Below are 14749 nucleotides of genomic sequence, written 5' to 3'. Positions count from 1 at the left end.
ATGAACAGCGCTTATTACCGCAATCTGGAATACCTCTGCAAATCGAAAAAAATCGACCAAAGTTCATTGGCCAATGAAATCGGAATTGATTTTTCAGATTTACGCCGACCCACACCTGATGATCTGGTTAAGATTGCCGATCATTTTAAGGTTAGTCTCGATCTGCTGTTAAAAGGGAGTCTGGCCAAAGCCGATGAAATCAGAAAAAAAGGAATTCGTTTATTCGTTACGGATGTGGACGGAGTTTTAACGGATGGCGGAATGTATTATTCGGAGAGTGGAGATGAATACAAAAAGTTCAATGCAAAAGATGGAATTGCCATTAAGCGCCTGAAGAAAAATGGAATTCAAACCGGAATCATTTCGCATGGTCACAATAAAAACCTCATTGCACGCCGCGCATCTTTGCTCGATATTGAACTGGTTGAAGTAAGTACCGTTCCCAAGCTGGATGTTTTAAAAGCCTGGTGTGCTACCATGGGAATTGAATTAGCGCAGGTAGCCTATATTGGCGATGATGTTACCGATGCAGATGTAATGCAGGCTGTAGGATTATCTGCTTGTCCGGCCGATGCGGTAAATTCCGTTAAACTTCATGCACATTTAATTCTTTCCCGTAAAGGAGGAGAAGCATGTGTTCGCGAATTTATAGATGAATATATTTTAGTCTGATTACTGACTAAATGAAATAATAAAACGGGTGCCTTCACCTGGGTTCGATACAATATCGAGTTGACCGTCCAACTGATCCACCAGTGTAACGATGAGTTGCATACCTAAGGTAGCAGATTCTTCAGGATTAAATTTACCGGGTAATCCAATTCCATTATCGGCCACAATCAGATCGAAATGATTGATGTTTTCTTCTTTGCGGTGATGCATTTCAATGACAATTTTTCCTTTTCGCTCGCCCGGGAAAGCGTACTTAAACATGTTGGATAAAATTTCATTGATGATGAGTCCGCAAGGCAACGCAGTATCGAGATTTAATTTTTCGGATCCGGCCTGAATTTTATTTTCCACCTGAATCCGGTCAGGATCGATGTTGTAAACGAGACTGAGGTAATTGGCAATAGATTGCAAATACTCGCCAAAATTAATCATGGAGAAATTTCGGGAGAGGTATAATTTTTCGTGAATGAGCGCCATGGAATTTACACGGTTCTGACTCTCTCTGAATTTCGACAAGGCCACCGGATCGGTAACATAAGAACTTTGAATGCTCAGCAAACTGCTTACCAGCTGAAGATTATTTTTTACCCGATGATGAATTTCTTTCAATAAAATTTCCTTTTCACTGAGTGAAACGGTGGATGCTTCCAATTCTTCACCCATCATGTTTACACCGGCAGCGAGTGCATCTACATGATCGCCACTTCCTGTTACCTTGGCTTTTGCGGAATAATCTAATTTTGCCAATGCGGTAACCACATCCAAAATTTCTGAGATTCTGTTTTCCGTATTTTTTTTGTAGTGGCTCAGTTTTTCATTTTCCTTCTGTAACCTAAGCATTTCCGATTCCAGCCATTTCAGTCGTTCCATATCTTGTGCGGAAGACGCCATTTTACTTAGCGACTCCTTTAATGCGGCAAAGACAAGTATGTACTCCGAAGCTTCTGTCATTATAAATATTCATTGAGCCATTCCACCGCTTTCTCTTCCTGGGTAAATAGCTTGGTAGGCACACTTGGTTTATTTAATCCGAGAAAAAAATTTCCGACTACTTTACTTAATGGATTTCCCGTAAGAATGGCAATTGAATTCACATAACCTTTTCGTCCACGCATAGAAAAATGATCTCTTGCCTCTTTGGAAATCGTAGAAATTCCCCGCGTATCCACTAACATCGGCATGATTTCACCATTCCCCAATTCAATAACAAAGGCTGTATTTTCTTCTGCTTCACGAAGTGTGATAATGGCATTTTGCTTGACGATAACCCAACAAATGCCACGTTCGTCGACCGCAGTAACAAACACTTCGTTCTCTTTGTATTTCAAAAATGTTTTATTCTTCATTTGTAATAATAAATTCATTTTCCCCTCCCCTTTCAATTTCTACCCATTGCAAGGAATCAACCTTTGCAAAACGCGGACCATGCTGACACCATTCCAATAATTGCATCACCTGTGTTTTTGGTCCCCAAACATTCACCATGACTTCTCCACCGGAAGTGTTCCAAACTTTTCCGCATAAGTCCAGCGACAGCGCTTTCGATTGCAAATTTCTTCTGAAACCTACACCCTGAACTTTGCCGCTAATCCGGATTTGGATGCTTAATTCCAATGTAAATACAATTATTTTTCCGTAACAAAATACGAATTGAAAATGAAAATATAAGTGATTCGCAACATCAAAAAAAATAAAATGCTAACGAATAGAATTTCAGACTAATTATTTTTTCAAATAGGAGATCAAGCTTTTCCGCTCGGAAAACAGAAGAATGACAAATAGGATGTATTCTAAACCAATGTATATATAATATGCTTCTCCTTCGCCGTACGAATAAAAGGAATAGGATAAAAAGGATAAGGTTGTCCACCACCAAAACGATTTTAATTCGAGCAAGGCCGCAAATGCCAGGAGTGGAATTAAATACCAGGGGTGGACAATAGAGGAAAATCCATAATAAAAGGTAAAAAATACAAGAATGGAAGCATAGAGTCCGACCAATGTATTTTTAGGTTTTCGCAATGCCAGATACACTAAAAAAATGCAGAGAAAACCCAATAAAACGGGACCTGTATAAAGCAAGGGATTAAAGCCCAACAGCTGATTTCCCGTTCCGCGAATGAGATAATGAAATGAAGCATTGAATTCGAATTGTTGTACAAACAAACCGAGCGATTTTGTCCAGCCCAAAAGATATTCCCCGGCATATCCATACATGATAATACCACTCAGGAGAATGATGCTTAATCCACTTAAAAAACTCTGTTTCCAGCTTAAATAGTGACGAACAAAAGGCAGCACCAATAGCGGAATGAATTTCATGGTAATGGCTGCAATCCAATACAAAATCATAGGCAAGAGCTTTGCTTTTCGCAGATAAAACAAAGCGCTGAATAGAAGTAAAATGCTCCATCCTTCGAAATGCAAATTGCCGCAGAGTTCAACTATAACCAGTGGATTCAGAAAATAAATAGCCAATGGGCTAAACCGATTTTCTGAATGGGTTTGCATTTTTTGCAAGAGGAAAAAAAACAGGATTTCCGCTATTAAAATAAGCAGATGAAAAATGAAAAGTTGTGTTTTAGGATGTTTACTCAGTACAACCGGCAGTTGAAATAAAAACTGGTTAAGAGGTCCATACACCGAATAATAGGACTTGGAATTCAGTTTTTCGTACAAATCCGCATTCCTGATATAGAAGGGATCCGCCATTTCCTTTAATTCTTCGGGTCGGTATTGATAGGGGTGAATATCCGTTTCAACCGTAAGTTTGGCATCCCAGATAAAACGATGGTAATCGTCACTCAGAATTGGTTCACTGAACAAGAACGGAATCCGAAGCAGGATGCCCGCCAGAAGGATGGTGTTGACTTTTCGCAAGCGATAGCTCTCATGAAAACTTAGTAAGAAGCTCAGCGCTCCAAGAATGAAAAATGGGATCAGAATGCTTAAAAAAGAGCTTCGATTGCCGTAGAAAATAAAGCAACACACAGCGAAAACACCTGTTAGTACAACGATTCTCTGTGCATTATGAATTCTCCTATTTTCCGGCATTGGACAAATATCTCTAAAAATGTGCAGAAAACCGTTCCTGAAATTTTATCTGATTTTTTTGAAAATCAATCTGCTAAACCAAGGAATTGAGGATAAAACATTCTATTTTTGTCACCCCTCTACGGGCTGCAATTGATTTTTAACAAATACACCATATCCTCCATTCTATGGCTGGGCTTAGCTTTTTCTGCTTTTGCCCAGAAGGATAGTATTATCCTAAAGCAGGAAATCTCTCAGCTTCGTACGACCTGGGAAACCTACAAATCCTATGCGGAATACCCACAGTGGGGGACCGATATCCAAAAGGTTGAAACGCTTTTCGGGGGGACGCTTCGCAATAATGATGCGTATCTTTATGAAAACGATGTGCACCGGGCCAAAGCGGCAATGTATCATAGCGATCCAGGATTATCGATGAATGCTTCCTTTCTTCAGAATTTCACTCCTTCGCTGAATGAGGACGATGATAATCTGATTTATCAACGTCGCTTACAGGCTGGGTTGAACTGGGATGTATTAGGGAATGGTTTTTTTGAAAACCGTGCGCAGGAACAAATGGAATTAAATTCCATTCGCATTAACGAATATTTATCCTCCGGCGAATCGAAAGAGAAAAGCTATTCGGTAAACTGGAACACGATCATTTACATTTTTAACAAAGCCAAACTGGAAGTGTTGCAGCAGCGCAGGGATTTGTTGAATGAACTAAGCATTGAAGCAGAACGCCTGCATTTGTCGAGGTATTTAAGTCGCGAAGATTACATTCGTGTTTTATCGCGCAAGGCCGAGATTGAGGGATTGACCCGTGTGTATGAAGATTACAACCTGCAATTTGGTTCGGGTTCGGACACGCTGAAAATTCAGGCGGCTGATTTACCCTTGTTGGATATTCGCTATGCATCGGTGTTTTACGGGCTCGACTCTTCCTCCAGAGACAGTATTTCCAATTTATACCTGGAAAATCTGCAATTGCAGTACCGGTTTATGAATGATCTTCGTTTATCTACTTTTCTTCGCTATAACTATTACGATCTGATTGTTCCGGGCAATCGTTCCTTCTTTTCGCTGGGAGTAAACTTCAGCATGCCCATTCCCTTCCGGATGAATCAGCGCAATGAATTGATTGAAGCAAGAGCGAAGGAATCGATGTACATCTTATCTCAAAAATTCGAAGGCAAACAAAAAGAATTACTGAACGAATGTTATGAATACCGATACAAACTGAAGCAGTATATTTCATTCCACCAGAAATTTATTTTGTACCAGGAATTACTCCGTAAAATGAATGCCACCCTTCGTTTGGATCCCCTGCGTTTTAATCCGATTGAAGGACTCACTTTACTGGACGACATGCTTGCCGTAAAGATGGAATTGCTGGATATACGTCAGAGTCTCTATCTAAAATTACTTCGCATTTATACCATGAGCGGAAGAAACAAAACCGAAGAAATTGCACAATCGTTCGACATTCCCAATTATTTTGATCTCGACGCCATGACTGAAAAAAGCGTGTATATCTGGTCGACGGTACTGGCCAAAAAATCGGTTGAATTTGTTGCCGAATACATCCGTTACAATAAATTCGACAAGGTGGTGATTTCGCTTAACCGCGACGAAGAGAACACCCGTAAAATCCGTGAGCTGATCACTTTAATTCCGGAAGTGGATGTCCACCTGATGATTGGCGATAACCAATTCATTCAGAAAAATCCGGCGGAAGAATTAGCTTTTTTATTAAAGAATTTCACCGATTCCACCATTAAAGGCATACATCTTGATGTGGAACCGCATACATTTCCGGATTGGGACAGCAAGAAGGAAAGTTATTTGCAAAGCTATCAGGCCATGTTGTTACAAACCGGGAATTACTGTAAAGAACATCATTGGGAACTCAGTGTTTCTGTGCCTTTGCATTATCCGGAAGAAAACATGAAATCCATATTTTCACTTTGTGACAAGGTTTATTTTATGGCTTATGAAAACATTAAACCGGAATATATCGAACGTAAAATAGCACCTTATTCAGCACTAAAAGATAAGATAGTGGTCGCCCTCCGCACTAAGGATTTTGGAACTAAATCGGCCATGGAAAAATACATGATTGATATGTATCATAAAAACAATTACGATCAGTTTGCCATTCACGATTTGGGTGGACTGATTGAAATGGATGAAAGGAATCTCCGATGAAAAACATCAATTTTCAGCGTGGAAATTCGATGATACGAACCTGGGAACAGGATCAGAAATCGCGTGTGCCGTTTAACTGGGACCGCCTTATTTATATTATCATTCTGGTAGTGATTCTTTTCTTCTTTCTGCGTTATGTGTATCACAAATTCATATACATCGATGCGGATGGACAAGTGTTGTTTGAAAAAGTAAACATCATGAATACCGACGACAGCCGGATTCTTGAGTTTCATGTTGCCGAGGGGGAAAGTGTTGAAAAAGGCGATTCACTCTTTACGTATTTCGAAGATGAAGATGCATTCGGTCGATTCAGCTCCAACGGTGGATCTGCAGCCATGAGTATGGGCGGAGGCGATAAAGAATGGGTAGAGCGTGAAATTTATAATCTCAGCAAACAAATTGCAGGAAATGAAATCCGCTTAAAGGAGAGTCAGGAAATGCTTTTGTTGCAAGAAGGAAAACTGGAACAAACACGCAATGAAGTGATCCTGGATATCATTCCCCGATCAACACTCGATCAATTGGAAAATTCCATTGCATCGCTGCATTTCGAAATAGAAAAATTGCAAAACGACATCCGAATGAGTAAAACTTATTTGGGTCGACTCTACAGTATGCGTGGACAAAACGCTCCTGCGAACATGAAAGTCAACAATAACGGAGGAGCCGGTGGGGATGACAATGGTAAAAAAGTATTTTATTCGCCCTTGAGCGGAACCATTACCAAAATTAATTTTCAGCCTTTTGAAGTCGCAGTGAAATCGGAAGTGATCATGTCGATTCACCAACCGCAAAATATTTTTATCAAAGCATTTTTCGAGCAGGAAGACATGAATCAGTTGCACGAGGGGGATGAAGTAAATATTGAATTTCCAGATGGATCCAGCAGCCGGGGATATATTCGTCGTTTTTATTTCGCAACGAATACATTGCCGGAGGAATTCCAGAAAAAATATGAGCCAACGACAAGAAGTCTGGTTGCCGATATTTTCCCACTGGATAGCGCTGAACTTGGAACCTGGAAAGCCTTTTACAAGATGAGTGTAAACATAACCAAATCGAAATTCTGATATGGATAGCGGACAAGAACATTTGTTTGAAGTCAATGAAAACGTACTCGAATTCGAAGGCTATCGTTTTTTTATTGCCTACACGGGATCATCATTCCGTACGGAGCATGCCTTGATTTATGATGCGATTATCATTGAGTCGGGCGATTTAAATTACTCCTTGCATATTCTCAAAAAAATCAGAGCGCATCTGAATCCCGAATTTTACCTGAAGCCCATCTTTATGCTGAAGGGAAATGAAAACCGCGATCCATTGGTAAATAATCTGATTGACGGTGTAATTTATTCCCTCGATCAGGTAAAAATGGTGATTCCGGTGATACAGCAGATTTATCTAAAAATTGCAGATTTATCATTTACAAAATCACTTTCGTTCGAAGCACAGATGATCGATAAAGTGTTGAATCTGCTTTACACCCGCGATAAAAAAGAATTAAATCCCCTCCCCTATTTCAATTCAGGAATCGGTTATACATTTCCCGAAATCTCTATCAATTTTAATTATCGCGACGAATTCCAGGTGCTCGACATTATGGAAATTGCAGAGAAAGAAGGATTATTCGCCGGAGAGTACCTCGACCGGATTTATCTCTGTAATTCCTGTTCAGGCGGATATTTAAGCTTTAGAGAGGTTTGTCCACATTGCGGCAGCACGAATGCCGACAGTGAAGATTTGATTCACCATTTTCCATGCGCTTACATCGGACCTATTTCCGATTTTAAAAATGAGATCGACAACCAGCTGAATTGTCCGAAATGCAATAAAATGCTTCGTCACATTGGTGTAGATTACGACAAACCTTCCATTATTTACACCTGCGGAAAATGCAGCAGCAAATTTCAGGATATCAGTGTTAAAGCGAAATGCATGGTGTGTACGCAGGACACCGATGTGCAGTACCTGATTCCGAAACACATTAAATCGTACCGCATCACCAAAAAAGGTGAAACCAGTGCACAGACCGGATATGTAAGTACATCTAAAGACATTGAGGACTTTATCGGTACCGTAAAACTGGAGACGTTTAAAACGATGATCAAGTATGAGATTGAACGTTTAAAACAAACCGATTATTCGTCGAACGTTGCAGGAATCTATTTAAAAAATGCAGGGGAATTATATTCCATGATCGGAGCCAGTTCTCAGCGTGCCTTATTGCGCGACCTGGTAGAAATTATCCGCAGAAATATTCGTTCGTCGGATTTGATTTCGTTCCAGAACGTGAATGTTGTACTGTTATCGCTCAATGAAATTCCAACGAAAGTTGCAGATAATATCTTAAAGGAGATTTGCGGAATTATTTCGCGACTGATCAGTAAAAACTTTAAGAATTTTGAAGTGGACATCAAGTACAATGTCCTCCCGCTGAACACCAAACTTTCGCACGAATTGCAGATTCAGCAACTCACCAAAGATTTTGGGGATTAATGGTAGAATTCTGGGACGACTTTTTCGCTTATCTTGCTTCAGTAGGATACTGGAAATTGGTTCGTATTTTCTGGTTTTACGTTTTATTTGAATTTTTCCGTTACGTTTTTGTTGAAACCATTGCCCTTTTTTCCTGGAAATTTAAATCCTGGGTACAACGCAAGCAAATAAAAGAAGCGCGTAAACTGATGTGGGATGAATCGCCTTTAGTATCGATTATTGTCCCCGGTAAAAATGAAGGAAAACATATTTTTAAGCTTGCCAAATCACTTCGTGAACAAACCTACACCAATTATGAGTTAATCATTATTGATGACGGTTCAGACGATGCCACGCCGGAGATTTGTAAAAACCTGCAGAAAAACGGATTGATCAGTATGTTCCTTCGCAATGATGTTCGCGGAGGAAAAGCATCTGCTGCAAATCTCGGACTCCGCTACGCCAGAGGAAAATACATTGTACACCTCGATGCCGATTGTTCCTACGACCGCGATGCGATTGAAAATATTCTGGTGCCCTTTTATTTCGATAAACGCATTGGTGCTATTGGTGGAAACGTTCAGGTAAGGAATTATAAAGAAAGTCTGGCCACTACACTTCAAGCCATTGAATATTCCGATACCATATCGGTGGGACGAATCGTGACTTCGCATTTGGGAATTTACCGTGTTATTTCCGGAGCCTTTGGTGCATTTCGTAAAGATGTAATGGACCGTATTGGCGGTTGGGATATTGGTCCGGGACTCGACGGCGATATCACTGTTAAAATCAGAAAACTCGGATACCGAATTTATTTTGAACCATTGGCGGTTTGTCAGACCAGTGTTCCCAATACCTTCCGCAAATTAATCAAGCAACGTTTGCGCTGGGATAAATCATTAATCCGCTTTCGCTTGCGTAAACACCGTGATGTATTTGTCCCCAATCAATCTTTCAAACTCGGAAATTTTATTTCGTTTGCCGAAAACATCACTTACAATTTAGTGCTGAATGTTTTCTGGTATTTTTATTTGTTCGATATGCTGGTGGATTTTCCTTCACAGTTGAAATACATTATTGTGATGAATTTCTTTTTGTATTCGGTCAACAATTATTTCAAATTTTTATTCTTTTCACCCTTTCGTGCCAGAAAAAATGCGCCTATAACCTATTTCCTGATTTACATTCCTTTGATGGTTTTCTATTTCGGATATTTCCTCCGCATTGTAAGGAGTGCAGCCTATTTTTCGGAACTATTCTTCAAAGCCTCCTATAAGGACCCTTGGAATCCGGCAAAGACGAGTCGCCACGCCAAGGAAATGCGCCTTTAATTCATCATTTTTCAACCGATTTCCTTGTAAACCGATTTTCTTCTCTCTATTTTTATAATAATGAGAAACCGGATTTTATTTTTCCTTTTTTGTTTTTCCTTTCATTTCGCATCGGCACAGATTCGTATTCACGAAGTGGTGATAAACAATTTAGGTCCGGTAATGGATTTTGAATCTTCGTTTGAAGACTGGATTGAAATTCGCAACTACGGTTCTACCTCCGTTAATCTTGCCGGCTATCACCTGAGTGATAAAATCGGTAATCCTTCCAAGTGGACCTTTCCCTCTGTAAATGTATCACCCGGTGCAGTGGTGATCGTGTTTGCCAGCGGAAAAAATCTGGTGAATCCGGAATTCCATTCCAATTTTTCATTGTCGCAAGGTGAACTTTTATACCTGACCGATCCGGCTTTGAATTTGCTAGATTCAATGACTTTGCCTTATTGTCCTGCCCCCTACTCTTACGGAAGAAATACCAATAATGTACTTTCATTTTTTTCTTCGCCTACGTTTAATGATCCCAACAATGGCATGGGTTATTGGGGAGTAACTGTTGCTCCGGCTATTCAACCCTCAACGGGAGTTTATTCTTCCGATCAGTTATTATCTTTTTTGCATCACGATCCGAATGTCACCATACACTATACCATCGATGGATCTGAACCAGATGTCAATGATCCTGTATTAACAGCAGGCACCATGTTGAGTTTTATCGGAACCAATGCAGGAAATTACTGGAGTTTAATTCCTACGAATCCTTCCTTCAATTATCCATTGGGATCTTACGATTCGGCACGTGCAAATACCAGAGGATGGTTACCTCCTTATTCGAATGTGTATCGGTTTAATGTGGTAAAAGCAAAAGCATTTCCGAATTATCCGGGTGCACTTCCCAGCGAAAGCACCACGAGCGCGGTGATGGTTGATCCGCAATTGAACAGCAATTTTTCTCTACCCATTTTTTCCCTGATTGCCGATAGCAGCGATTTGTTTTCGGACGACCGCGGAATTTATGTCTGGGGAAATGCCATTGACGGAAATTACAATGAAGTGGGTGATAACTGGGAACGCAAAGCGAATATTGCTTTGATTGATGTAAACGGCATCACCCAATTTGAGTCGGTAGTTGGAATACGTACACACGGTGGCGGTGGAAGACATAGTTGCCAGAAAAGTTTAAAACTGAATTTCAGAGAAGAATACGGTAAGGGTCATCTCGATTACATTTTATTTCCCGGAAAAACACAAAACCGTTTCGATAATCTGATTTTACGGAGTAACGGACATCGGCCGGATTGCATTCCGCGCGACGATATTTCTTCGTTGATTGTAGAAGGAATTCCTCTCGATCACATGAATGTGCGTCAGGTCGTTGTTTTTATCAATGGAGAATATTGGGGATTGCATTCCATCAAAGAAAATCTGAATGCCGATTATTTTGCCAATAAATATTCTATACCGAAAGAGGAAGTGACCACCCTCGATAAAGAAGGTGATGTAGAAGAAGGCACCTTAAGTGATTCCTTACTTTTTCAAAACCTCAAAGATTTTATTGATGGAAGCGATATGACAATTTCTTCCAATTATGATTGGGTAAAGACGCAGATGGATGTCGACAATTTTATCGATTACCAATTAAGTGAAATATATTTTGGTAATGGCGACTGGCCCAACAGCAATACTCGCATGTGGCGTAAATCCACCAGTTTTAATCCGTTGGCCCCGGCGGGACAAGACGGTCGTTTCCGTTGGATATTTTACGATCAGGACGGAAGTTTTGGCGGTTCCTGCAGCAATGTTTTTCCGAGTATGAATGGCATACAACAAGCCACATTAACGGGACCTCTATTCGGAAGTTATACGAAAATTTTACGCGGACTATTAACGAATAATGATTTTAAAACCGCCTTTATCAATCGCTATTGCGACTTATTAAATTCCTGGTTCAAAGAAAACCGTATTCAGTCGATCGTACAACAAAGCGATAACATCTACCGACCCGAAATGCAACGGCATGTAGAACGCTGGAGATATCCTTCCATGTCGACCTCCCTCGCCGATCGCGCAAATGAAGTTCCGGATTTGCAACGATGGGATGCCATTATTTACCAATTGGATTCCTTCGCCAGGTATCGTCCCGAAAAACAACGCAATCAGTTTCAAGCCTATTTTTCGCTGGGCGACAGTATTAAAATCACGCTGAATGTAAATGACACCGTGATGGGTCGGGTAAAAATAAACAGCCTATTAATCCACCCGCAATTACCCGGAGTGGAAGGTCCCACCTACCCATGGACTGGATTATATTATGAAAACATTCCCCTTCAACTAAAAGCCATTCCCATGCCGGGTTATCAATTTTTAGAATGGCAGGGAACCGGAATAACTACCGATGAAATTACGGTAACACTCAATACGGATTCAGTCATTACTGCACTCTTTGTCATTGATCCGTCTTATGATCCACTTCGCGATTTAAAATTTAATGAAGTGATGGCTAAAAACAATTCGTTTATTGCCGACAACTACGGTGAATACGATGACTGGTTTGAAATTTATAATCCCGGTTCCGACACCATCGATCTGAACAATTATTTTGTAAGTACAAGTTTGATTCAGCCTACCCAATTCCAAATTATAGCCGGCGATTCCAGCACCAAAATTCCTCCATACGGATTTAAATTATTCTGGGCCGACAATGATCTTGCACAGGGGAACCTGCACTGCAATTTCACATTACCCGCTGCTGCCGGAAGTCTGTATTTATTCCTGCCCGACGGAATTACGATGGTGGACAGCATCCATTATGAAGGCATGACGGATAATGTTTCCTATGGATGTTATCCGGATGGAAGCGACGATAAGATTTGGTTTTATTATGCTACACCGGGAATGAGTAATTTAATGACAAGCATGGCAGAAGAAACCGCCATTGCAGAGCAATTAATTCCTTATCCGAATCCTGCAGACGGAGAAGAATTGTTTTTAAACCGAAGTACCACTTTTTCGGTTTATGATGTGAACGGCAAATTAATTCTTAACCGGCAAAACACAAATCGTATTCCGCTTCAGGATATGGTTCCCGGTTTATATTTCATTATCGACAAGCAAGGAAATCACGCACGCTTTATCCGCTTATAACATGGTGAGCAAGGACGAATTTCAACGATTGACACTCGAGCAAAAATATCGTCGCTTAGAAAAGGACGGTGACTTTATTGCTTCGCGTATTTATTTGGGATTTAATGTCCACCTCTTTTCCCTCTACGGTTTCTATGTAGAAATGTGGCAGCGAATATCATTGAGCAATGTGGAATATATCGAAATTCTGAACCGGAAAGAAACATTGCAGGAATATACTGGTCACATTAACCTGAACAAGGATTTGAACCTTGATTAAAAATAGTAGATAAAATAAAAGCGCTCCAAAGATAGGACTCCATTATTATAATCGACCGTTCTCAAAAATCCGGAGGAATGATAATTAAACTTCCAGTTTTTAACATCTTTTTTTCTGTCTGTCTCTTTTATTTCAGATAAGCGTCCTGCTTCATCATAAAAAAATTCCTTTTCAAAATATGGAGCTTCAGAGGAGGAACTAAAAATCCCCCGGTTGATCACGCGAACTAATTTTCCTTCTTTAGAAAAATGTCGCTCAATAATTTTTTTATCGTTTCTGCTGTCGTAATCAATGATCACCTGAGCCAATATGGAGCTTGATCCATGATAAACAAAGTTGATTTGACGAACTGTAATTGTATCATTCCCCCTTGGGTTTAGCGTATATACATAGCCACTTTTTATCCGGTTATTCTCATCAAAATAATAGGTGCAATGGATATCCTCCCGAATATTCGATTCATCATAAAAATTGGTCACCATGTATTTCCCGCTATCGGATTTAAATACCGAATAATAAAATTGTTTTGAATCTGAACTCATGATGTTCCTTCGCGAAAAAAGCGTATCACTGTTTCCTAAATACTCATAATATAAGTAGTCCTTCCAGCGATCGGTGGTATAGGATTTACTATATTCTTTGGTTAACCTGCCAAGTTCATCAAAACTGAATTTCGATTCATAATTGCGGCTTTTTCCTGATCCCTGACTATTGAATGGACGTACAGAAAAAATTTCAATGCTTTTTACTTTTTTAGAAACAATCATTTCACGGTGAATCCATGCCGGATCGAAATCGGTCCAAGACGAAAAAAGCAGTAATAATGAAAATAACAATAGTGAACGCATGATCTTTATTGCCACAATGCAAAATTAATTCCTGCATACGCAAACCAACCCTGCAGGTATTCGAAATTGCGAACGGGATATAAATATCCGCCGTGCACATTTACAAAAAGTTTACGGGTAGACAGCAAGTGGATTCCCGCCAATGGTGTAAAATTAATCGATGTACCAAATGCTTTGTGAGAAATCCCCCCCACTTCCAAACCGAAATAAGGAATCAAAAAATTTCGTTTCGGATTTTTTTCGAGTGATAGATCAATCCCCATGGAATACAAAAACAAATCGGAAACACCATCTTTACTGGAAGAATTCAGGTTGAATTTGGTGTACCAGCGAACATGCGATGGACCCGGATTATCGTTTTGATCGACCTTAGTATATATAGCAAATTCAATAGCTATTCCTGAAAACATTCCCAATGAATCGCTGGCTTCCGGTTTATAAATGGAGTACCCTCCTCCCGGCATAAACCACGATTCGAATTCGTTGTTTTTATACTGATCCGTTGTATAATAGCGACCATCCACCCACAGGGAATCGCGATGGGCTTTTAGCTGCATGGAGGAAATGATCAACAGTGAAAAGAGGACAAGTTTTTTCATTTTATTTTCTTCTTACGTACAAATCGTATTCTTTATATCTGCTTTTAAAATACATGATTAAATCGTATTGCGAAGCATTTTTTATAAAATTCATATCCGGTTCGGCAAAGGTGATAAAGTCGTCGAACTCCTCTTCGCTTAGAATAAAAATATCACCTTTCACGTATTTGGCTA

Annotated in this window: 13 protein-coding genes; 7 read left to right on the top strand and 6 right to left on the bottom strand. The window is 40.0% G+C overall.

Annotated features, from left to right (window positions below; translation table 11 throughout):
- The gene (locus K1X56_04395; protein MBX7093938.1) at nucleotides 1-672 is read left to right on the top strand and encodes an HAD family hydrolase; all 672 of its coding nucleotides are present in this window, start codon (nucleotides 1-3) and stop codon (nucleotides 670-672) included.
- Here the strand turns inward: K1X56_04395 and K1X56_04390 are convergent, their stop codons facing one another.
- From K1X56_04390 to K1X56_04375, 4 genes are all read right to left on the bottom strand, one after another.
- Entirely contained in the window at nucleotides 673-1623 is a 951-nt protein-coding gene (locus K1X56_04390; protein ID MBX7093937.1) for a hypothetical protein, read from the bottom strand.
- A complete protein-coding gene (locus K1X56_04385) occupies nucleotides 1623-2018 on the bottom strand; it encodes a hypothetical protein (protein MBX7093936.1) in 396 nt (131 codons plus the stop codon). The genes K1X56_04390 and K1X56_04385 overlap by 1 nt, the downstream gene beginning before the upstream one ends.
- Entirely contained in the window at nucleotides 2008-2286 is a 279-nt protein-coding gene (locus K1X56_04380) for an acylphosphatase (protein ID MBX7093935.1), read from the bottom strand. The genes K1X56_04385 and K1X56_04380 overlap by 11 nt, the downstream gene beginning before the upstream one ends.
- A 108-nt stretch (nucleotides 2287-2394) precedes the next feature.
- Nucleotides 2395-3552, bottom strand: coding sequence for a hypothetical protein (locus tag K1X56_04375; GenBank protein ID MBX7093934.1), 1158 nt, complete (start codon nucleotides 3550-3552; stop codon nucleotides 2395-2397).
- A 282-nt stretch (nucleotides 3553-3834) separates the two neighbouring features.
- Between K1X56_04375 and K1X56_04370 the strand changes: the two genes are divergently transcribed.
- The 6 genes from K1X56_04370 to K1X56_04345 are packed head-to-tail and all read left to right on the top strand — an operon-like array spanning nucleotide 3835 to nucleotide 13128.
- A complete protein-coding gene (locus tag K1X56_04370) occupies nucleotides 3835-5916 on the top strand; it encodes a hypothetical protein (GenBank protein MBX7093933.1) in 2082 nt (693 codons plus the stop codon).
- Nucleotides 5913-6989, top strand: coding sequence for an HlyD family secretion protein (locus K1X56_04365; GenBank protein MBX7093932.1), 1077 nt, complete (start codon nucleotides 5913-5915; stop codon nucleotides 6987-6989). Before K1X56_04370 ends, K1X56_04365 begins: the two co-directional genes overlap by 4 nt.
- A gap of 1 nt (nucleotide 6990) precedes the next feature.
- Nucleotides 6991-8418 carry a hypothetical protein gene (locus tag K1X56_04360; GenBank protein ID MBX7093931.1) on the top strand — a complete coding sequence of 476 codons (1428 nt, stop codon included), beginning with the start codon at nucleotides 6991-6993 and terminating at the stop codon, nucleotides 8416-8418.
- The gene (locus K1X56_04355) at nucleotides 8418-9728 is read left to right on the top strand and encodes a glycosyltransferase family 2 protein (protein MBX7093930.1); all 1311 of its coding nucleotides are present in this window, start codon (nucleotides 8418-8420) and stop codon (nucleotides 9726-9728) included. The genes K1X56_04360 and K1X56_04355 overlap by 1 nt, the downstream gene beginning before the upstream one ends.
- A 60-nt stretch (nucleotides 9729-9788) precedes the next feature.
- Nucleotides 9789-12869 (top strand): CotH kinase family protein, encoded by a 3081-nt coding sequence (locus K1X56_04350; protein MBX7093929.1) that lies wholly within the window; start codon nucleotides 9789-9791, stop codon nucleotides 12867-12869.
- A gap of 1 nt (nucleotide 12870) precedes the next feature.
- Nucleotides 12871-13128 carry a hypothetical protein gene (locus tag K1X56_04345; protein ID MBX7093928.1) on the top strand — a complete coding sequence of 86 codons (258 nt, stop codon included), beginning with the start codon at nucleotides 12871-12873 and terminating at the stop codon, nucleotides 13126-13128.
- Here the strand turns inward: K1X56_04345 and K1X56_04340 are convergent.
- Nucleotides 13125-13991: a hypothetical protein gene (locus tag K1X56_04340; protein MBX7093927.1), complete on the bottom strand. Its 867-nt coding sequence runs from the start codon at nucleotides 13989-13991 to the stop codon at nucleotides 13125-13127. The genes K1X56_04345 and K1X56_04340 overlap by 4 nt on opposite strands.
- Nucleotides 13982-14575 (bottom strand): hypothetical protein, encoded by a 594-nt coding sequence (locus tag K1X56_04335; GenBank protein MBX7093926.1) that lies wholly within the window; start codon nucleotides 14573-14575, stop codon nucleotides 13982-13984. Before K1X56_04335 ends, K1X56_04340 begins: the two co-directional genes overlap by 10 nt.
- Nucleotides 14576-14749: the final 174 nt, after the last annotated feature.

The organism is Flavobacteriales bacterium, from assembly GCA_019694795.1.
Classification (GTDB): domain Bacteria; phylum Bacteroidota; class Bacteroidia; order Flavobacteriales_D; family UBA2798; genus UBA2798.
The sequence above is the reverse complement of the archived record's forward strand: the minus strand, read 5'-3'. Positions and strand labels throughout refer to the sequence as shown.